General features: G+C 41.7%; 14 protein-coding genes. 2 read left to right on the top strand and 12 right to left on the bottom strand.

What is annotated here, in order from left to right; translation table 11 throughout:
• Nucleotides 1–59: 59 nt before the first annotated feature.
• From pgi to uvrC, 7 genes are all read right to left on the bottom strand, one after another.
• Nucleotides 60–1,700, bottom strand: coding sequence for a glucose-6-phosphate isomerase (gene pgi, locus ACO06Y_RS06990; protein ID WP_422083115.1), 1,641 nt, complete (start codon nucleotides 1,698–1,700; stop codon nucleotides 60–62).
• A 96-nt stretch (nucleotides 1,701–1,796) separates the two neighbouring features.
• Nucleotides 1,797–3,080, bottom strand: a complete 1,284-nt coding sequence (locus ACO06Y_RS06985) for a peptidoglycan DD-metalloendopeptidase family protein (RefSeq protein ID WP_422083114.1) — start codon at nucleotides 3,078–3,080, stop codon at nucleotides 1,797–1,799.
• 1 nt (nucleotide 3,081) lies between these two features.
• Nucleotides 3,082–4,050, bottom strand: coding sequence for a tryptophan 2,3-dioxygenase family protein (locus ACO06Y_RS06980; protein WP_422083113.1), 969 nt, complete (start codon nucleotides 4,048–4,050; stop codon nucleotides 3,082–3,084).
• An 8-nt stretch (nucleotides 4,051–4,058) separates the two neighbouring features.
• On the bottom strand, nucleotides 4,059–4,838 hold the full coding sequence (locus ACO06Y_RS06975) for a DUF3108 domain-containing protein (protein ID WP_422083112.1): 780 nt from the start codon (nucleotides 4,836–4,838) through the stop codon (nucleotides 4,059–4,061).
• A gap of 317 nt (nucleotides 4,839–5,155) precedes the next feature.
• Entirely contained in the window at nucleotides 5,156–6,298 is a 1,143-nt protein-coding gene (gene hppD, locus ACO06Y_RS06970; RefSeq protein ID WP_422083111.1) for a 4-hydroxyphenylpyruvate dioxygenase, read from the bottom strand.
• Between the two features lie 287 nt (nucleotides 6,299–6,585).
• The gene (locus ACO06Y_RS06965) at nucleotides 6,586–8,850 is read right to left on the bottom strand and encodes a patatin-like phospholipase family protein (protein ID WP_422083110.1); all 2,265 of its coding nucleotides are present in this window, start codon (nucleotides 8,848–8,850) and stop codon (nucleotides 6,586–6,588) included.
• A gap of 22 nt (nucleotides 8,851–8,872) precedes the next feature.
• Nucleotides 8,873–10,660, bottom strand: a complete 1,788-nt coding sequence (gene uvrC, locus ACO06Y_RS06960) for an excinuclease ABC subunit UvrC (protein WP_422083109.1) — start codon at nucleotides 10,658–10,660, stop codon at nucleotides 8,873–8,875.
• A 532-nt stretch (nucleotides 10,661–11,192) separates the two neighbouring features.
• Between uvrC and ACO06Y_RS06955 the strand changes: the two genes are divergently transcribed.
• Nucleotides 11,193–11,762 carry a 5-formyltetrahydrofolate cyclo-ligase gene (locus ACO06Y_RS06955; RefSeq protein ID WP_422083108.1) on the top strand — a complete coding sequence of 190 codons (570 nt, stop codon included), beginning with the start codon at nucleotides 11,193–11,195 and terminating at the stop codon, nucleotides 11,760–11,762.
• Here the strand turns inward: ACO06Y_RS06955 and ACO06Y_RS06950 are convergent.
• From ACO06Y_RS06950 to ileS, 3 genes are all read right to left on the bottom strand, one after another.
• Nucleotides 11,741–12,403: a lipoprotein signal peptidase gene (locus ACO06Y_RS06950; protein WP_422083107.1), complete on the bottom strand. Its 663-nt coding sequence runs from the start codon at nucleotides 12,401–12,403 to the stop codon at nucleotides 11,741–11,743. The two genes, ACO06Y_RS06955 and ACO06Y_RS06950, sit on opposite strands and share 22 nt — an antisense overlap.
• A 314-nt stretch (nucleotides 12,404–12,717) precedes the next feature.
• Nucleotides 12,718–13,101 carry a TraR/DksA family transcriptional regulator gene (locus ACO06Y_RS06945; RefSeq protein WP_299533128.1) on the bottom strand — a complete coding sequence of 128 codons (384 nt, stop codon included), beginning with the start codon at nucleotides 13,099–13,101 and terminating at the stop codon, nucleotides 12,718–12,720.
• A 4-nt stretch (nucleotides 13,102–13,105) separates the two neighbouring features.
• Entirely contained in the window at nucleotides 13,106–16,924 is a 3,819-nt protein-coding gene (gene ileS, locus ACO06Y_RS06940; RefSeq protein WP_422083106.1) for an isoleucine--tRNA ligase, read from the bottom strand.
• 196 nt (nucleotides 16,925–17,120) lie between these two features.
• Here ileS and ACO06Y_RS06935 point away from each other — a divergent pair, with 196 nt between their 5' ends.
• Nucleotides 17,121–17,462, top strand: coding sequence for a hypothetical protein (locus ACO06Y_RS06935; protein ID WP_422083105.1), 342 nt, complete (start codon nucleotides 17,121–17,123; stop codon nucleotides 17,460–17,462).
• A 51-nt stretch (nucleotides 17,463–17,513) separates the two neighbouring features.
• Here the strand turns inward: ACO06Y_RS06935 and ACO06Y_RS06930 are convergent, their stop codons facing one another.
• Both ACO06Y_RS06930 and recO read right to left on the bottom strand, forming a co-directional pair.
• Entirely contained in the window at nucleotides 17,514–19,943 is a 2,430-nt protein-coding gene (locus ACO06Y_RS06930; RefSeq protein ID WP_422083104.1) for a TonB-dependent receptor plug domain-containing protein, read from the bottom strand.
• Nucleotides 19,927–20,646 carry a DNA repair protein RecO gene (recO, locus tag ACO06Y_RS06925; protein WP_422083103.1) on the bottom strand — a complete coding sequence of 240 codons (720 nt, stop codon included), beginning with the start codon at nucleotides 20,644–20,646 and terminating at the stop codon, nucleotides 19,927–19,929. Before recO ends, ACO06Y_RS06930 begins: the two co-directional genes overlap by 17 nt.
• Nucleotides 20,647–20,654 lie beyond the last annotated feature (8 nt).

Raw genomic sequence — 20,654 nt, 5'->3', positions numbered from 1 at the left:
ATGAAGCGCTGAAAAACAAGAAGTTACGATCTGTTTTACAGAAATGGGAAAATGCTATTTTAATTCTTAAAAACTTGCAAAAGATTTACGGTAGAGGCATCGTGATCTCCAATCTCGGAACTTTTGATATCCTTTAGTATAGTTCCTGCCAATTGTTTGCCCAATTCTACGCCCCATTGGTCATAACTAAAGATATTCCAGATAATGCCCTGAACAAAAATTTTGTGCTCGTACAACGCTATCAACGCTCCAAGGCTTTTTGGTGTTAAGCTATTGATCAGAATGGTATTTGTAGGCTTATTGCCTTCAAATACCTTGTAAGGAACCAATTTTTCCATTGTAGCGTCAGCCAGTCCTTTGGACTCCAATTCCGATCGAACTTCTTTTTCCGTCTTACCATTCATTAGGGCTTCGGTCTGAGCAAAGAAATTGGCCATTAGTTTCTGATGATGGTCCGTATCTCCATGAAGCGATTCCTTAAACCCGATAAAATCCGTAGGAATCAACTTGGTGCCTTGATGTATCAATTGAAAAAATGCATGTTGGGAGTTGGTCCCAGGTTCTCCCCAAATAATGGTGCCTGTTTGATAATGGGTCCTATTTCCCATTCTATCCACACTTTTACCGTTACTCTCCATAATACCTTGTTGTAAATAGGCAGAAAATCTAGCCAGATATTGGGTATATGGGATAATGGCCTCGGTCTCGGCACCATAGAAATTATTGTACCAGATACTCAGCAAGGCGAGGATTACGGGAATATTCCGTTCAAGTTCGGTAGTTTTAAAATGTTGATCCATTCCACGGGCTCCCTCCAAAAGTGAGTTGAAATTTTTAAACCCGACGGCCAACGCGATGGAAAGCCCCACGGCACTCCACAAGGAAAATCGGCCTCCTACCCAATCCCACATAGGGAATACATTCTCATCGGAAATACCGAATTCGCTTATGGCCTCTGTATTTGTGGAAACTGCAGCAAAATGAAGGGCAATATCTTTCTGGGTAGCATGTTGCAAGAACCATTTTTTTATAGTGACGGCATTGCTCAGAGTCTCCTGAGTAGTAAATGTCTTGGATACGACAACAAAAAGCGTAGTCTCGGGATTCAATTCCTTTAAAACCTCGTGAACGTGATCACCATCGACATTACTCACAAAATGTGTCCTTAAATGGTTCTTGTAAAACCGCAATGCCTCGGTGACCATGGCCGGGCCCAAATCCGATCCACCTATGCCAATATTTACCACATCGGTAAAAGGTTTTCCGGTAAAGCCCTTCTTTTCTCCTGAAATTATGGTATCGGTAAAGTCTTTAATTTGTTCTTTAACCTGAAAAACCTCTGGAATCACATTTTTGCCATCGACCATTATAGTGTCATCTTCCTTGGCTCGAAGGGCGGTATGTAAAACGGCACGGTCTTCTGTACGGTTGATCAAATCCCCTTTGAAATATTTATTTATGGCATCCTTTAGGCCTACCTCTTCCGCCAATTGTAACAAAAGCTGTACTGTTTCCTCGGTAATCCTATTCTTAGAAAAATCGACTAGAAAATCTTGCCATTTAAGGGTAAGGTTATCCACCCTTTTCTGACCATTCTCGGCAAAAAGATCTTTTAGGTGGATTCCATTCGTTGCTTCGAAATGCTTTTTAAGTTCTTTCCAAGCAGATGTTGTGGTAGGGTCAATAATTTGTAATGGCATTTGCAGGCTTTTCTTAGGTTTATGAATTATTTCTGTAACCTTCCAAAAATAAACATAATCCTGGGACTTCTAGAAAAACCTCCCCGTGAAAAAATCCTATTGGTTCAAGGTAATCAAATCTTCATCCGAATCGGTAGGTTCGGGAAATTGGATACAGTCCAATTGATCCTTTTTTGGGGTAATATACGTGTAATAGTCGGGTCGCAATGCTTCGGCCAAGGGTTCCGCCTTGGGAAGTTCTTCACGTAATGGATCCACTTGTCTCCCATTCTTCCAAAAACGATAACATACATGGGGGCCACTGGTGTTCCCCGTCATACCGACCCATCCAATAACATCGCCCTGGCGGACAAATTCACCTCTTTTTACCTTTTGTTTCTTCATATGAAGGTATTGGGTTGAGTAGGTGCCGTTGTGCCGTATTTTTACATATTTTCCATTGCCCCCTCTCCGGGTAGATTCCGTTACCGTACCATCAGCTGTGGCCATGATAGGTGTTCCGATAGGTGCGGCATAATCCGTTCCTCTATGGGGCCTAATTCTGTTACCATAGTAGCGAATCCTTCTTTTTAGGTTATACCGGGAAGATATTCTACTGAATTTTACAGGGGCCCTTAAAAATGTTCTTCTTAGGTTATTGGCTTCCTCGTCAAAATAGTCGATTATGTTCTTTAAGGAATCGCTCTCATAGGCAAAGGCATAAATGGGTTTACCATTATGCTCAAAATATGCCGCTTCTATAGGCTCGCAACCGGCATAAATGGAATCGTTAATGTACTTTTCCTTGTAAATGACCTTGAATTTATCCCCTTTTTGAAGTCTAAAGAAGTCTATGGTCCAGGCATATATTTCGGAAAGACTATTGGTTACGTTATAGTCTATGCCCTGATCCAAAATGGCCTCGGACAATGAGGTCTCGATTACACCGGAAGCTTCCCGTTCCACATACTTCACTTCCTTTTTATCCTTATAGGCCATCACACTATCCCTTAAATCGACTACAGTGTAATTTATACGGTCATTTTCATAAATGAAAAATTGGGTCGTTTCCGTAGTGTCCTTGGATTTTAAGATGAAGTAAGGTTTGCCGACACGTATCTTGCGTACATCAAAGGTGTCCCTGAAGTCTTGGGATATCTTGGCAATCTTTGGGTAATCTACCTTGTGCTGCAACATGAGTTCGCCAAAGCTATCCCCTCTTTTTACCGTATCCTGCTGCACCTTGAAATTGGAAAGGTCAAAACCGAATTTTTTAATAGCTACAGGAGCCTCTACAATGGCCACCTCAACATTATCCATTTCCGTTCGTTCCAACGGTTTATCGTCCTTACAAGATGTCAATATGGCAAACAACAATACTACGCCCCCAAGTATTCGCATTCTATTTTTGGATTTTCTCTGGGTTAAAGATATGGTCTACCCATTGCTTCCCCCAATTTTTTAACTCCTGATTTGTATACAATTTCGGAAAAAATACAACTTTTTGGAAACTTGGCGGCAGATACTCTTTCCAGTTGGTGCCGCCGGTAGCTTCTACCTGCCCTTTTTCGCTTCCCAGATACCGATAGGCGGAACCCATGTGCATCAAAGGCCAGTTTATATTTGCATTCATGTCCAATGTCTTTAACGCCTTAACCAGCTCTTTATTATGCCGTTTCTCCTCTGGCATTTGCAGGTATTTGTGGTAGATGGTGGTATTATGTAATTGTTTGGCTATGCGTATTAATCTTGGGGTATATCTATATTCAAACTGCTTCAAGGTGAGGGTCTTTTCCCCGGTAACGTAATCCGTTGCGCCTTTCTTCCAATAGATATGCCCGTAAAGTTCCTCAATGGTATTTTTTGATGAAAATCTGTCCCGTTCAGTATGGTGCACCAGATTCTCCAATGGGGTGGCATAAAGTTCTATCATCCTATATTGTGCGGATTGAAATCCACTGGAAGGTAACAAGGCCATTCTATATTGGAGGAACTGTTCCTTTTCCATTCCTTTGATCATGATACTGAAAGAAGATATAAGAGCTTGATAATAGCTGTTTATTCTTCTGGCCTTTTCGATAAAAAAATCGACATTTTGAGCCTTATCGTCCACCAATTGCTTCTGTTCATGGAGAATCAATTTAAAATACAGTTCGGTAATCTGGTGGTACATGATAAAGATTTCCTCGTCCGGAAAATATGTGCGAGGTACTTGAAGACTAAGCAAGGTATCCAAATGAATATAGTCCCAATAAGTGAGGTAGCGCTGGTAAAGAAGACCATCCAAATAGGAACTTAGGTCTTGTCCGGAATCTTTATATTTTTCTTCTAATTTGGAGATCTGGGATGCTATCTTCTCCTTTTTCTTCATTGATTCGGCTAATCCATTATTATTTTGAACTGGTGTTTAAGTCCATTGTATCCATCCAAATCCGCCTTTATGGAGCCCACGGCCAAATCTGCCTTGATACGTATTGGAATCCGGTTTTTGTCCGTCGAGACCCAGAGTGAAAGACTTTCCTGCTCTTTAAACACGCGACCCGACTGTACGTAAGGCCTGAATTTATGGCATTCGACCTTTCCGTATTTTGTCTTTAAGACTTCCGCCCCCAAGTATTTGAGCCTGAAATTAAAAATCCCATCATCATCATAAAGCATTTTCAAGGTTATTGCTTCACCTTCTACCAAATCTTCAGTGTTGTAATTGTTCCTCAGATAGTAAAAAGCGGAAATAAGATCTTGGATACTGTCCTGAAGAGTAAAATTAAGTTTTTTCTTGTTCTTTTTATCGTTAAGTATGGCTTTGTCATTATCGTGGTCAAAATTTATCTCAACGTCTTTTGTATATCCCCCTTCATTAATCTTGCGGATAAATCGATACGGTCTTCCATTTTCCTTGTCAAAATAACTTTCATAGGTGTCATCGACCTTAAAAAAAATACTGGCAAATCCTGTTGTACGTCCTTTTCCCACTACATGATAGACCGGCACCCCATCTATCATATCCGATTTAACCTGAAGGGTGGCATAACTGGCATTTAACCATCCATAATGCATACGGAACTTTAACCACTCACCCGGTTTAAAAGCGGATACGTTATCCTGGGCCCCAACACCAAGGCTTAGGGAAAGGAAAAGGAATATGAAAAGCTTTCTCATAGCTATTTGTTATGGTAAAATTACTAAAAGCCTAAATAACCCTTAGGCCTCGTAACCATTACTTAAACAAAATTTATTCCAAAGTATTGTGCAAAAAAAGCCCTGACGTCAGCGTCAGGGCTTTCCTAAATAACCAACCAAACTTTAAATTATGAAAAACCAATACTTAAAGTTGTAAGGGAACCACCCCTTACACTAACAAATTTAATACATCGTGTTTATGTAGTAAATGGTTTTAACGTACTTTAACTATTCCCTTAACACTTATTAGTATGGTTGGCGGCAAATTGGGAAACCATTAAGAGTAAATCAGTGATTTAAAGGGTTCCTCTTGATTCCTGCTCCCTTTCTATGGCCTCAAAAAGTGCTTTAAAATTGCCTTTCCCAAACGATTTTGCCCCTTTGCGCTGTATAATCTCTATAAACATAGTGGGCCTATCCAAAATCGGTTTGGTGAATATCTGTAACAGGTAGCCTTCCTCGTCCCTATCTACCAATATCCCCAAATCCCGTAAAGGTGCCAAATCCTCATCTATTTCTCCCACCCTGTCCAGGACGTCTTCATAATAACTTACAGGAACGGTCAAAAATTCCACTCCCCTATTGCGTAGCGCGGTAACGGTTTGGATAATGTTATCGGTCGCCAGGGCCATGTGCTGAACCCCCGCCCCGTTATAAAATTCGATGTATTCCTCGATTTGCGATTTTTTTCGACCATCGGCCGGCTCGTTGATAGGAAATTTTATCCTTCCGTTGCCGTTGCTCATAACCTTGCTCATTAAGGCGGTATATTCCGTGGAGATATCCTTGTCATCAAAGGAGACCAATTGGGCAAATCCCATAACCTCGGCATAAAACTTGCACCATTTGTTCATTTCGTTCCAGCCTACATTGCCTACCATATGGTCTATATATCGTAAACCCACATCTTTTGGAGCATAATAGGGTTTCCAGGGTCTATAACCTGGCATAAATACTCCCTTGTAACCTCCTCTTTCTACAAAGACATGAACGGTTTCGCCATAAGTATGGATACCGGAAAGTACAACCTGTCCATGTTCATCCTTAAGAAGCTTAGGTACAAAATAGCTCTTGGCCCCTCTTTTTACGGTTTCCTTGTAACTCTGGGTAGCATCATCCACCCACAGGGCTATGGTCTTTACACCGTCTCCGTGGGCGTTAATGTGCTTGTTTATTTCACCTCCAGACTTTAAGGGCGAAGTCAGTACCAACCGGATCCTGTCCTGTAGGAGCACATAGGAAACCTTATCTTTTAATCCCGTTTCAAGGCCGGCATATGCCAAAGGCTGAAAGCCCCAGGCAGACATATAATAGTGGGCGGCCTGTTTGGCATTGCCTACATAGAGTTCCACATAATCGGTACCCAACAAGGGCAAGAAATCGTCCGCTTCCGGATTTTCCTTAGGCAGTTGCAATGAAGTGTTATCTAAAGTTGACATGATTTTTTATTGAATGGATTAGAAATACTTGTTATGGTGCTAAAAAAATACTGCTCGAGATAACGAACTATGCACCTGAATCTTAACGAAGTAAGTAACCCGTTTACCACATGGCCCTAAGGTGGGAAGTAATATCAATCCTTGTCCTACTCATTGACTCAATAAAAGTTGTTACAAATATCGGGAAAAAGAAGCAAATACCATGTTAAGGCATTGTCAGCATTCAGCTCAAGGAAATATTCCCAATGGGCTCTATCGCATACATTCATACGCAGGCTATTCTCCAACTAGAACCAATAGCCCACACTAAAAAAGAAATTCCCGGTATCCCCTTCCGGAGACCAGGAATACATAACCTGCACGGGGCCCAAAAAAGACTCCCAACCATAGCTAATACCATACCCGGAAAAACTCGGTTCCGTAAACCACTCGCCCAATCTAAAAATATCATCTTGTACGTTGGCAAAATTCGCCGTAAACATGAGATGGTTTTTCCGGGCAAATTCCCAGTCGACCCTAGCATAGGATTTTACAAAACTATTGCCGGGCAAGCTCAAAAAATCATACCCGATGAATGGTACAAAATTATTGATCAAATCGGTACCGAAGCCTCCTAGGACAAAATCAAAGGAAGTTACATTGGAGGTTCCCAATTTAAAACCTCCTTGGGACTCAACGTTTAACGATAGATTTTTTAGTATGGGAAAGGCACCTCCCAATCTTGCCTGGGCTATTGAGAACTCCTTGAAGTTATCATTGAAGTCCGAAGAAAAAATGTAAAAATGAAAATCTCCATCAAAAAACAGGCCTTTTGATGGAAAATATTTGTCATCATAGGTATCCAATGTAAGCCGACCAAAGGCACTGTAAAAATTACTTTTTTCGAAAAAGGTCCGTTCACCGGAGGATCTTACGGCAATCAATGACTCCGTTTGCGGAACGTTCCCCAAGGTCCTTGTACTGTATTTTAAAAATTTGTGTTCTATCCCCGTAGTAAAGGCAAACTCTTCCCTAAGTACGGTCTGTACATAAACTTGATTGGTCACATCCGTAATATCCAGATTAATACTATTTATATTCGGGTCATCCACTACATCAAAATTACCACTGATCAAATCATAGTCTATTTCTTTCTCAAATGCATTGAACCGGGAGTTGATTCCAAAACTCCAATAGGTCCCCTTATCCACATAGTATTGAAAGTTGTACCTGACGTTGTCGCCAAGAATCATATCGAACGACGCAAGGTCGTCCTTAGTCAAAAGCCTTTTTTTGGTCAGATTGATTATTGCGGCACTTTTATAAAGATTATCATAATGCGCCCCAACGCGTAATAATGTCCTGTTCGGATCTTCATCCAGATTTAAAATAAGGTCTTCACCGATGCCATTGGAAGTAAGCCTATAACGTATCGTTTTAAAATTTCCGGTAGCCGATAGATTACTGATTCCTTGTTGAAACTTTTCAAACTTTAGTTCTTCCCCAAGATCAAATCTTAACTTTCCCTTCACATAACCCCGTGAATAGTTATCGTTGTTGCCTGAAATGACCAGTCTGTTCACAATAAGTTTATCGTTAAGCCCTAAGGAATTTACTGTCTTTTTGGAACTATTTTGACTTATGGAAAGTTCCTTTAATTCCACATATTTTTCCCGGGCGGCAATTTCACCTTCATCTATGATATTCTCCCGTTCATCAAAATCGATTACGGAAAAGTCTTCCATTTTGGGTTTTATGTAGATATCTGTCCTTCCGGATTTTTCCCCCATATCCTTTACAGTTCTGAAATTGTTTATCTGCAAAAGGATTTCCGTAGCGGAAAGCAGTTCCTCCCTATCGGACAAGCCATGCTGAACATCTACCCCGATCATGATATCGGCTCCCATGTTCCTAACCTCATCTATCGGGTAATTGTTTACCACGCCTCCATCTATCAATATCATATCATCTACCGATGCAGGTTCAAAAAGTGAGGGTAGGGCGCCGCTTGCCATAACAGCTTCCGGCAAATAGCCCGTATTGAGTAGTACTTCTTCTCCTGTCTCGGCATTGGTCGCTATACATAGAAAGGGAATAGGCAATTCGGAAAAATCCTTTACGTCCCTTACGTGATATAATAACCTTACCAATTCATTATAGATGTTCTGTCCGCCGGAATACGCTGGAGGAACGGAAACCTTGAAATTGTTGAAGGGTAAGGTAATGGCATATCTTTCCGAATCCTCCTTCTCATAAAAAGTCTTGGCATCCCTTGGAAGATTGTCCTGAATCAAATTCGTAAAGTCGATTGCCCTAAAAATAGAGTCCAGTTCAATAGCAGAATACCCTGCCGCATATAAGGCTCCAACAATGGCCCCCATACTTGTACCACCGATGTAATCTACTTCCACTCCTGCCTCTTCCAATACCTTCAATGCCCCAATATGCGCCATGCCCTTAGCGCCCCCGCCACTTAGTACAACACCCACCTTTACCTTTTCCTTAGCTGAATTTTGGGCCGTTAGGACGAGGGAAAATAAGAAAGTGAATACTATTAGAATAGGTCTTGGCATCGTTTTACGTTAGTCGCCCATATCAGTGAAATGTTTCATAAATCTTTTTGGCCTTAGCCATTCCTACAGTCTCCGCCAAGTTATCTATTGAGGCTTCTTTGATGCGCTTTACGGATTTAAAATTCCTCAATAACTCTTGAGCGGTCTTTTCCCCGATGCCTTCTATACTCACAAGCTCGGAGTTGATTGCCGATTTACTCCTCTTGTTTCTATGAAATGTGATTCCGAATCGGTGTGCCTCGTTCCTAAGTTGCTGGATAATCCGTAAGCTTTCCGATTTTTTATCCAAATACAACGGAACGGGATCTTCAGGAAAATAGATTTCCTCCAGCCGCTTCGCTATGCCGACAATGGCTATCTTTCCTCTAAGACCCAAAGCATCCAGACTTTTTAGGGCAGAAGATAACTGTCCCTTTCCCCCATCTATGATAATCAGTTGAGGTAACTCGGTTTCTTCTTCCAACAGCCTTTTATACCGCCTATATACTACTTCTTCCATAGAAGCAAAATCGTCCGGGCCTTTTACGGTCTTAATATTGTAATGCCTATACTCCTTTTTGGAGGGTTTTCCATTTCTAAAAACCACACAGGCCGCAACCGGATTACTTCCTTGAATATTACTGTTATCAAAACATTCAATATGTCTAGGTTCATGGGCCAACCTAAGGTCTTTTTGCATCTGCGCCATAATCCGGTTCGTATGCCTGTCCGGATCCAATATCTTGATTTGCTTAAACCTTTCCTGCCTAAAGAATTTGGCATTCCGCTCCGATAGCTCCAGGATTTTTCGCTTATCACCGAGCTTGGGAATCGTCACTTTTAAATGCGGTTCCACCATTACTGCAAACGGGAGGTACAGCTCCCTCGATTCGGATTTAAATCTTTGGCGTATCTCAACTATGGCCAACTGTAAAAGATCGGCATCCCTTTCATTGAGTTTCTTTTTTAGCTCCATAGTATGGGACCTTACTATAGATCCATGGGAAAGCTGCAAAAAATTCACATAGCCATAGGCCTCATCCGAAATAATGGAAAAAACGTCCACATTATTGATCTTTGGGTTTACTATGGTGGATTTTACCTGATAATTTTCCAATACCTGGACTTTGTCCTTGATGCGTTGCGCCTCCTCGAACTTCATTTCATTGGCCAAGGCCTTCATTTGTTTTTTGAAATATTGAATGGAGGATTTAAAATTACCTTTTATAATCTCTCGGATATCATCTATTTGTCTATGGTATTCCTCCGCATTTTGCAATCCTACACAGGGGCCCTTACAATTGCCCAGATGATATTCCAAACATAACTTATATTTCCCTGCAGCTATCTTTTCTGCGGAAAGGTCATAGTTGCAGGTACGCAACGGATAAACACTTTTAACGAGATCCAATAATGTCCGTACAGTACCCATGCTCGTATATGGGCCATAGTATTCGGAACCGTCCTTGATGAGTTTCCGAGTGGGGAATATTCTTGGGAAACGCTCTTTTTTAATGCATATCCAAGGATAGGACTTGTCGTCCCTAAGCATTACGTTATACCGTGGTCGGTTTTTCTTAATAAGATTGTTTTCCAACAATAGTGCGTCCGATTCCGTAGGAACGACTATATGTTTTATCCGGTCTATTTTCTTTACCATCACCCGGGTCTTTCCATATTCATGATTCTTCACAAAATAAGAGGTGACCCGCTTTTTTAAGTTTTTGGCTTTCCCCACATAGAGCATTTTCCCGTCGGAATCAAAAAACTGATAAACACCGGGACTATTGGGAAGGGTGCTCAGCTGTATTTGAATGGGTACTTGGGGCATGTTTTGAAGTAGAATCGCGTTTCTTAGACAAAGTTAAATTACTTTGTTTTATTGAAAGGCGGGGAGTTTTCATTTTTTTTAACGTAGGCAAAGGGATTTACTTTAATACTAGGATATGTTTATAGGAGTGGAGGTTTTTTTTACCAAGAAGGGTTTTAGAAACAGAAATGATCCATAAACAATATCCTACACGGTGTATTTTCAACCTTTGTAGTCAACATTTTATACATAAGTATTTACAAATCAGTTTCTTATATTGATTTCTATTTAATTAAAAATTATGGAAGTTTTATCAAAACGTTAAAAATTACCTAAAAATGTGCATTTCATCGATAAAAAAGTGCATTTGATAGGTTTAATACGTTTTTTTTTCGCTACATTTAAAGCACAAAATCAGTGAATGCATGGACAGTTATCTTATTACCTTGGGCACCTACTTGATATTGATGCTTTTCTTTAAGGTCTATTTTGCAGTAGCAGCAAAGGATTGACCTTCCTTCTCCCTCTCTCGTAGATATCTTAATCAACCCTAATGTTGAAAAAAGATTTACGAAGGAAATATTCCAAATTAAGGAAAGATATTTCCGTTCCATCTTTAATTAATTCCAGTTTACATATCAGCAATAGGCTTCTGCAGCTCCCTATTTGGTCATTGGATTATTATCATATTTTTTTGTCCATTTCACAGAAAAAGGAAATTGATACCTCGTTTACGGTTTCTATTCTTCAGGGAAAGAACAAGAACGTTGTGGTTCCCAAAGTGGATTCCAATGGTAAGCTTTTGAATTGCTTATTGTCCCAAAATACAAAACTCAAAAAAAGCGTTTGGCAGATTCCAGAACCGGTAGAATGCAATGAAATTCCCTCAAAATTAATAGATGTAGTTTTTATTCCGCTTTTGGCCTTTGATACTCAAGGAAACAGGGTAGGATACGGAAAGGGATTTTATGACGGATTTTTAAAGGAGTGCCGCCCAGATGTTATAAAAGTAGGGGTTTCCTTATTTGAGGCAGAAAAAAGCATTGCCGATGTTAGTACAGAAGACGTACCCTTGAACTATTGTGTGACTCCGGAAAAAACCTATACGTTTCCCTCTTCCTGATCCTCTTCGGCAGGTTCCGTCCCATCTTCCTTTTTCCCAAAAGCCTTTTTGTTAAAGACCAACAATATTCCCACACCCGTACTTATGGCCGTATCCGCAACGTTGAATACGGGTTCAAAGAAGCGGAAGTTGTTTCCCCCAAAATAGGGTACCCATTCCGGCCATGTGGTATCGATCATGGGAAAATACAACATATCCACTACCTTACCGTAGAAAAGACTCCCGTAGGGTTCATCGGAAAACCAAGTGGCCACCTGTCCGGTACTATCGTTGAATAAAATGCCATAGAATACGGAATCGATAATATTGCCCAAAGCTCCGGCAAAAATTAGGGAAACCGCTAAAATCAAAGTTCTGGAAGAGTTCTTTTGTATGGTATCATAGAGCCAATACCCTATTCCCGCAACGGCAAACAATCTAAAAACGGTTAAGACCAATTTTCCCGTGGATTCGGAAATGGGCAAAAAATCACTCAATTTTGCCCCCCAGGCCGCTCCTGAATTTTCAATGAACAGTATTTTAAACCAGCTGAGAACATCTACCGATTCTCCTAGGACAAAATGCGTCTTGATATATATCTTGCTAAGCTGATCTATGATCAAAATTATCAATATAAGTAAGACGGATTTCTTTAAGCTCATGGATTACTTTGCCATTTGAGTGGGCAAAAATAGTTATATTATTTGGTTTTCCTTGGATAGATATTTCCGGTTACCCTACCCATTTGGCATTTATTGTTTTAAGGGATTTTCCAAAACTATCGTTAACCTTGATCTGAAAAGAAAATATGTGAAGAGCAGCGAGAGTTTTACCAATCCATTCCCGGGAGCGCAAAAAATGGAATGCTGATAGGCGAGAAGCAAGGCATCCCATGCGCGCTATGGTGATATGCCCAAAAATCCATGATGTCCCATGGAGTCCATAGGTCATTTTTTCTCCCTTCGTTGCGAGTTGGCTATTTCTGCATGTTCTTCGCCTCTATGCTTAAAGTGGCATGAGGCACAAGCTTTAATCTTTCCTTATTGATAAGCTTGCCGGTTACCCTACAAATACCATAGGTTTTGTTTTCAATACGCAAAAGGGCATTTTTAAGGTCCCGGATAAACTTTTCCTGTCTAATGGCCAATTGGGTATTGGCCTCTTTACTCATAGTTTGTGAACCTTCCTCAAAAGCCTTGAAGGTAGGGGAGGTATCATCCGTACCGTTATCGCCATCGTTCATATAGGAACTCTTCAAAAGATCCAAATGGCTTTTCGCCTTTTCTATCTTTTCCTCTATAAGTGCCTTGAATTCTGCCAAGTCCTTGTCGGAATATCTAACTTTTAAATCTTGTGCCATATCCTTAGTGTTTTTCTATCAATAATTTTGTATTAATCTCATCAAAGGTCACTTCAGTGCCTTTTTCCAGTATTTCCTCAAAGTCCAGCTCAGCGGTCAACGTTTCGGTCTTGATATATTTTAAATTGCTTTCCACCGCTTTTTCGACCAATCCATCCTTTAGGATTTTTATATCGATTTTATCGGTTACCTCAAAACCGGACTCTTTTCGCAAGTTTTGTATACGGTTCACCAATTCCCTGGCGATACCCTCTTTTTTTAGCTCATCGTCTATGGTTACGTCCAAGGCCACTGTTAAAGAACCGGAACTAGCTACGAGCCAACCTTCTATATCCTGCGAGGAAATCTCTACATCATCTAACTGTAATTTAATAATTTTATTTTCAATGTCAAGGGATATTTCGCCTTCCCGCTCAATTTTTTGGATATCCTCTTGTCCCAAATTCCCTATAGATCGGGCAATGCTTTTCATATCTTTCCCAAATCTGGGCCCCAAAATCTTGAAATTTGGTTTAATTTGTTTGACAAGGATGCCGGAGGCATCGTCCAATAATTCTATTTCCTTTACATTTACCTCCGATCTTATCAAATCCGAGACCGCCTCTATTTCCTGTTTTTGTTTCTCGTCCAATACAGGGATCATAATCTTTTGCAGTGGTTGACGTACTTTTATCCGCTCCTTTTGACGTATAGAAAGTACCAAGGAGGATATATCCTGCGCCTTTTTCATTTTGCTCTGCAACACTTCATCGATCATAGAAGCATCATATTGCGGGAAATTGGCCAAATGCACACTTTCAAAAGCTTCCTTATGCGTGGCACGAGTTAAATCCCTATACAAACGATCCATGAAAAAGGGTGCCACCGGAGCCGATAGTTTGGCTATCGTTTCCAAACAGGTGTACAGGGTCTGATAGGCCGAAATTTTATCCTTCTGATAATCTCCCTTCCAAAAACGCCTCCTACAAAGACGAACATACCAATTGCTCAGGTTCTCCTGTACATATTCCGATATGGCCCGGGTTGCCCGGGTAGGTTCGTAAGCGGCATAGGCCTCATCCACCAATTTGATCAAGGAGTTCAATTCCGAAAGAATCCATCGATCTATTTCCGGACGTTCTTGTAAAGGGATTTCCTTTTCCGAATAATCAAATTGGTCTATATTGGCATAGAGTGCAAAAAAGGAATACGTATTGTACAACGTTCCAAAAAATTTGCGTTTTACTTCTAGAATACCCTCTATATCAAACTTTAGGTTATCCCATGGATTGGCATTGGAAATCATGTACCAGCGTGTTGCATCAGGGCCATGTTCCTCCATCGTCTCAAAAGGATCGACCGCATTTCCATAGCGTTTGGACATCTTTTTCCCGTCCTTATCCAGCACCAGTCCATTGGATACCACATTCTTATAGGCCACCGAATCAAAGACCATAGTGGCAATAGCGTGTAAGGTATAAAACCACCCTCTGGTCTGATCCACACCTTCTGCGATAAAATCGGCCGGGAAAGGTATGGCCCCCTTCGGTTCCCCCACGAGGGGAATGCCGAGCAGCTTTTCGGAAATTTTTTGTAAAACACTATCCATATCACCGATAACCTCTTCATTGGTAAATCTCATGACATGAAATCCAAAATCCTGTTCGAGAATTTTAGTTCTTAATGTATCGGCTTCCTTAATTTCCGGTTTTAGATGATATGCCCCGTCTACTTCGATGACCAATTTCTTGGAAAGACATACAAAATCAACTATAAATTCATCGATAATATGCTGTCTTCTGAATTTGAATCCATCCAGCCTTTTAGCACGTAGTGCTTCCCAAAGCATTCTTTCAGCTTCCGTTGTATGTTTTTTTCTCTCTTTGGCAAGTACTTTGAACAACTTATAACTAGATTTTCGCGCTGTATGATATACCGGTTTGGATTCTCCCCCTGTGGGGGAGTTAGAGGGGGCCTTCTCAAAGGGATAATGCCATTGGGCATAGGGCATTGAACCGCTATCGAACCATACATCTATCAAATCGCTTTCCCGCTTCATGGCCTTGCCCGATGGAGAGACCAGAACAATTTGATCTACGATGTTTTTGTGGAGGTCTATTTTTTCGTAGTTCTCCTCTGACATATCCCCAATGACAAAATCATCGAAGACATCTTTCTCCATCAATCCAGCTTTAACGGATTTGTTCATTTCCTGTTTCAGCTGTTCCACCGAACCAATGATAATTTCTTCGCTACCCTCTTCTGTACGCCAAATAGGAAGTGGAATTCCCCAATAGCGTGACCTGGATAGGTTCCAATCATTGGCATTGGCCAGCCAATTTCCGAACCTGCCCTCCCCCGTGGCCTTGGGCTTCCAATTGATTTGCTGGTTCAACTCGTACATCCTGTCCTTTACCTCGGTGACCTTAATGAACCAGGAATCCAAAGGATAATAGAGTATCGGTTTATCCGTCCGCCAACAATTGGGATAGCTATGCACATACTTCTCTACCTTAAAGGCCTTGTTTTCCTCTTTGAGTCTAATGGCGATCTCAACGTCTACAGATCTTTCGGGGGCGGTACCTTCCTCATAGTACTCGTTCTTTACATATTTGCCCGCCAGCTCTTCCATTTCCGGTCGGAAACGGCCCTGTAGGTCTACCAAGGGAACCGGATTACCGTTTTTGTCCAAGACCAGCATCGGTGGAACGGGAGGTTCCGCTTTTTGAGCCACCTGCATATCGTCCGCACCAAAAGTCGGGGCAGTATGTACGATTCCTGTACCATCTTCGGTGGTTACAAAGTCACCTGCTATTACCCTAAAGGCATTCTCCGGATTTTGATAGGGAAGGGCATAATCCAATAATTGTTCATAGCTAATGCCTATCAAATTTTTCCCTTTGGTTTCGGCCAATATCATATAGGGAATCTTCTTATCGGCTTTGGTGAAATTGGCAAAGTCGCCTTTACTTTCAGTTTCAAAGAATTTCCCTCCAAATTGTTTCCCGACCAATCCCTTGGCTAAAACCACATGAATGGGTTCAAACGTGTATTGATTGAACGTCTTAACCAATACATAATCGATTTTGGATCCTACGGTAAGGGCCATATTGGAGGGCAACGTCCAAGGTGTAGTCGTCCAGGCCAAAAGATAAATGTCTTCCTCGATATCCTTGAGAGAGTCCGGGAGGGTTTCCTTTTTTGCCTTAAACTGTGCAACAACGGTAGTATCCGTAATATCTTGATAAGTGCCCGGCTGGTTGAGTTCATGTGAGCTCAATCCGGTACCTGCCTTAGGTGAATAGGGTTGAATAGTGTATCCCTTGTAGATGAGTCCCTTGTCATAAATCTGCTTCAACAACCACCATACGGACTCCATGTATTTGGATTTATAGGTGATATAAGGGTTATCCATATCCACCCAATACCCTATTTTTTCAGTCATCTCGTTCCATACATCGGTATACCGCAGCACGGCCTTTTTACAGGCTGCGTTATAATCCTCGACCGAGATTTTTTTACCAATGTCCTCCTTGGTGATGCCCAACTCCTTCTCAACACCCAATTCCACGGGTAGTCCATGGGTATCCCATCCAGCTTTCCGTTTTACCTGGAAGCCCTTCATCGTTTGGTAGCGCGGAAAGATATCCTTAATGGTACGGGCCATAACGTGATGGATGCCCGGCATGCCATTGGCCGAAGGGGGCCCCTCATAAAACACATAACTTGGTTTACCTTCCCTGGAAGACACACTCTTTTCAAAGATGTCCTGTTCTTTCCAATGGTCAAGTACTTCTTTGGCTGTTTGTGGCAAATCCAACCCTTTATATTCCGCAAACTTCATATCGATGCTTACCTATACTACAAATTGAGGCTGCAAAATTAAGAATTTTGATTGGATTACGTGATTGGCAACCCTATGAAAAACAGTCTCGAAGACCGCCTAAAGCTTAATTGTTAAAACTTTGGCATCCATGTATCCCATTTCATCGTATATCAATACATCATTAACCAGTGTATAAACATAGAAACTTAAAGAGATGAAAAAACTAATTGTAAATTCAATTTTGATGCTCGCCCTAAGTTTTTCCTTTGTATCCTGTAGGGAAACTGCGGATAAGGCGAAAGACGCTGCCGAACAAGCCGGGGAGGCCTTAGAGGAAACCGGCGAAGACCTTAAGGATATGGGTGAAGACATGATGGAAAAGACCAAAGAAGTCGGAGAGGATATTAAGGAAGGTGCGGAGGGTGCCGCGGATAGTGTAAAAGAGGCCGGCGAAAATGCCTTGGACAAGGCCAAGGAAGCTGGTGAAGATGTAAAGGATGCCGCGAAAGAAGCGGCCAAGGCCGTAAAGGAGGGGGTAGACGGCGATTCTAAATAAATCCCTGAAAAAGATTGCCGAAACCCTGACCGATGGTCAGGGTTTTTTTATTCAGAACCGGTAACCAAGCCCGAGGACAAAATTAATTCCGGGAGCACTTATTCCCGAGGAATAGGGGCGGTATCGCTGGTCGGTCAGGTTTTCCAGATTTAAGGATGCCTTTACGGCATTGGACACCGTGAATTGTGATCGGAAATTTAAAGTGTACCAGGAGGGAGAATAGGGGTTCCCGTTGGAATCCATCGCATAGATATAATCCTTGCTACGTTCGGATGGGGCCAGATCTTCAAAGGCAATTTCGCCATTGTAATTCAAAAAAAGATCGGTACGTAATCTTTGGTTTTTCCAAATGACGTGAAAATCACCAAATGTAGGTGCCACATGCCGCGCCGGGGAATCCGTGCCATCGGCTTCTTCCTCTATCCCTTCTGTTATTGTAAGATTGGAGGCAATGGACCAGTTATCGGATAAAAATGCCTCCAGGCCTAATTCAAACCCATAAACATAGGCCTTTGCGGCATTCTGTATGGCCTGGACGTTGCTTGATTCCCCATTATATTCTATCTGGGATTGTCCGTTGAACTGAAAGTCCCTTCTTACCAGTGCATCTACCAGATAGGTATAAAAGGCGGCTCCTTTTAAAACCACCTTATCGTCAAAATTCTTATGTATCCCCAATTCCGTATTATAGGCATACTCCGGTTCCAAATCGGGATTTGGGACGACCACTGATCCCGGTTCGGAATCAAATATTTTTCCAACATCGTCAATGTTAGGGGCCCTGAATCCTGTTGATCCGTTCCAGGTTATTTGAAGATTGGCTCTTGGAAACCAGCTAAAACCCAAACTCCCAGTGAGGGCACCAGTACTTAAATCCGCCGTATCAAAAGGAAAGGGATAAAAGGTTCTGTCAAAAACCGCATCGACCCATACATGACTATATCGTAGCCCCGAAAGCAATACAAAGTTTGGTTTGGCCTTATACTCCCCGTTGACATATCCCGCAACGGTCTGCCAAGTGGATCCATCCGGATAGCGGGAGGCCGCATCGGATAGTACGTTTGTTTCGATATTCCTTTGGATTCCATCGGAATGCACCTTATTAAAAACGTATCCCGCCCCATAATAAAGCTTAAGGTTCCCTATCCTCTTGTTTTCAAAATCGATGTTGGCGGACAATGCATCCACTTTTTCCTGTGTGGTAAATCGGGTGGGGTCACCAAAATCCCTATTGTTTCTGCTTTCCTCAAAACGCTGATAGGCCGCGGTTACCTTTAATCCATCATAGAATTTGTTTTGTCCTTTTTTATCGATCTGCAAATTCCCCATAAACCATTTCTGTGGTCCATAGAACCATTCCGCAGAACGAAATTCATTTCCATCGCGTCCGGGACGTATTAAACGATCATATCGCGCATAATCAGAGGTTTCCGAATAATGAAGCCCTAGATTGTAATCCCAAATTTTGTTGGGTTGAAAGGAAATTTTCTGCATCAGGTTGATTTGGTTATATCCCGAAGGAACCTGTTCCCTGGGATTTTGATTGGCAACTACCCTGTCCTCACCGTTACGGGTGATGACATAGCTTCTTCGTAAATAGGAATCCGGGCCATGAGAACCCATTTGCAAGTTTCCAAAGTCATTGTAGGAAGCACTTGTTAAGAAAGCCCATTTCTGTTTTCCAAACTTTACATCAGCATGTACGGTATTCTCCATATTGGCCGAGGCAAAACGGTAATAGGCGTTCCCGGAAACCAAGGTACTGTCCGATTCAGAAAAAACCGGTTTCTTCGTATAAAAGTTCATGACCCCCCCTATGGCATCACTACCATAAATTACCGACCCCGGACCAAAGATCACTTCCGTATTTTTTATGTTGAACGGATCAATGGAAATGACATTTTGAATATTGCCCCCTCTAAAAATGGCATTGTTCATACGTACCCCATCAACGGAAAGCAACAATCGATTCGTTGCAAAACCCCGTATCATTGGACTACCACCGCCTAACTGGCTCTTCTGGACAAAAATCTTTCCGCTGTTCTGTAGAAGGTCGGCCGAGGTCTGCGGATTGACCTGGGCAATTTGTCTGGCATTTATTGCGATTATTTTTTGGGGGACATCTTTCTTCTGTTGCTCCCATTTGGAAATGGACATAACCACTTCGTCCAATTGTTCGGCCCGTATGGTAAGGTAAACTTTTCTTCCTCGCCTTAAAATCTGTGTCTTAGAAATTCTCTTGACTTCATAGCTAAGGTGTTTAAAAGTAATACGCTCATCTTGGCCAAAAATAGTAAGGTCGCATTTCCCGTTATTGTCGGACAGGGCCGTCTTCGACTTGTCCAAATTATAAACGGCCACATTTAGGATAGGTTCCCCCGTATCCATATCCAAAATGCTGATTTCTTGTGCGGATACAAGACAGGATAGCAAAAAACTACATATGAACGCTATTCTGTGCATACTAGCGGAATACTTCATTTAAGACGGCAAGCGATTTGGGTCTTCGAAACCCCTGTAAATGCAATTCATAATAAAGGACAAGGGTTTTTAGAAGTTCTTGTCGGTCGGTTTTGTTCATTTTTATCTTATGTATCCCATCAAAATTTATGCCCAAAAACTGTTTGAAGTAATCCAAATTTTTACCGGCCAAACTGGGGTGAAGTGACGGCATTTGGGTAAACTCCCCTTCCAAAAGGTCAAAATTAGGCTCGTGCATGCCCGATATATCGGGATAGAAACCCAAGTATTTCGTCAAATCCAATAAAAAAAATAAATGAAAGTTGGAGATTTCATGATGCGCATCCAGCCATTGCATGGAGGCTTCCAGAAAATGAAAAAGTCCGGTATTGGGTTCCTCTTCATGGATACTGCTCCCCAGCATTTCGGCCAAAAAAAGGGTCATGGCGTTCTTGACAATACTCGTATGTAATGTTTGATATGGGTAATACACCTTGGCCTCGCGAATGCTTTCCAAGGTTCCTTTATTCTTATGGTTGGCCACTAATTCCAATTGGGTCAAAGGTTGAAAATAGGCCGATTTTAATTTCCCCTTTTTGGACGCCAACACGCCCTTCAGCAAATAGGACTTTAATCCATCCGACAGAGTGTACGCCTTTACAATTAAGCTGGTATCCCCATATTTTATGGATGACAGGACTATGGCTTTGGTGGTTACTTGCATTGGGTTCG

Origin of the sequence: Ulvibacterium sp. (genome assembly GCF_965228935.1) — a bacterium.
Taxonomy (GTDB): domain Bacteria; phylum Bacteroidota; class Bacteroidia; order Flavobacteriales; family Flavobacteriaceae; genus Ulvibacterium.
Note: the sequence above shows the minus strand (reverse complement) of the source record. Positions and strands in the feature narration are given on the sequence as shown.

What these genes read in the sequence shown, in the direction of transcription:
- ACO06Y_RS06950 (WP_422083107.1), bottom strand. Translation starts at nt 12,403, where the DNA reads ATGAGCTTAAAGAAATCCGTCTTACTTATATTGATAATTTTGATCATA.
- ACO06Y_RS06965 (WP_422083110.1), bottom strand. Translation starts at nt 8,850, where the DNA reads ATGCCAAGACCTATTCTAATAGTATTCACTTTCTTATTTTCCCTCGTC.
- hppD (WP_422083111.1), bottom strand. Translation starts at nt 6,298, where the DNA reads ATGTCAACTTTAGATAACACTTCATTGCAACTGCCTAAGGAAAATCCG.
- ileS (WP_422083106.1), bottom strand. Translation starts at nt 16,924, where the DNA reads ATGAAGTTTGCGGAATATAAAGGGTTGGATTTGCCACAAACAGCCAAA.
- ACO06Y_RS06980 (WP_422083113.1), bottom strand. Translation starts at nt 4,050, where the DNA reads ATGAAGAAAAAGGAGAAGATAGCATCCCAGATCTCCAAATTAGAAGAA.
- ACO06Y_RS06930 (WP_422083104.1), bottom strand. Translation starts at nt 19,943, where the DNA reads ATGAAGTATTCCGCTAGTATGCACAGAATAGCGTTCATATGTAGTTTT.
- ACO06Y_RS06975 (WP_422083112.1), bottom strand. Translation starts at nt 4,838, where the DNA reads ATGAGAAAGCTTTTCATATTCCTTTTCCTTTCCCTAAGCCTTGGTGTT.
- ACO06Y_RS06985 (WP_422083114.1), bottom strand. Translation starts at nt 3,080, where the DNA reads ATGCGAATACTTGGGGGCGTAGTATTGTTGTTTGCCATATTGACATCT.
- ACO06Y_RS06945 (WP_299533128.1), bottom strand. Translation starts at nt 13,101, where the DNA reads ATGGCACAAGATTTAAAAGTTAGATATTCCGACAAGGACTTGGCAGAA.
- pgi (WP_422083115.1), bottom strand. Translation starts at nt 1,700, where the DNA reads ATGCCATTACAAATTATTGACCCTACCACAACATCTGCTTGGAAAGAA.
- ACO06Y_RS06955 (WP_422083108.1), top strand. Translation starts at nt 11,193, where the DNA reads ATGTTGAAAAAAGATTTACGAAGGAAATATTCCAAATTAAGGAAAGAT.
- uvrC (WP_422083109.1), bottom strand. Translation starts at nt 10,660, where the DNA reads ATGCCCCAAGTACCCATTCAAATACAGCTGAGCACCCTTCCCAATAGT.
- ACO06Y_RS06935 (WP_422083105.1), top strand. Translation starts at nt 17,121, where the DNA reads ATGAAAAAACTAATTGTAAATTCAATTTTGATGCTCGCCCTAAGTTTT.
- recO (WP_422083103.1), bottom strand. Translation starts at nt 20,646, where the DNA reads ATGCAAGTAACCACCAAAGCCATAGTCCTGTCATCCATAAAATATGGG.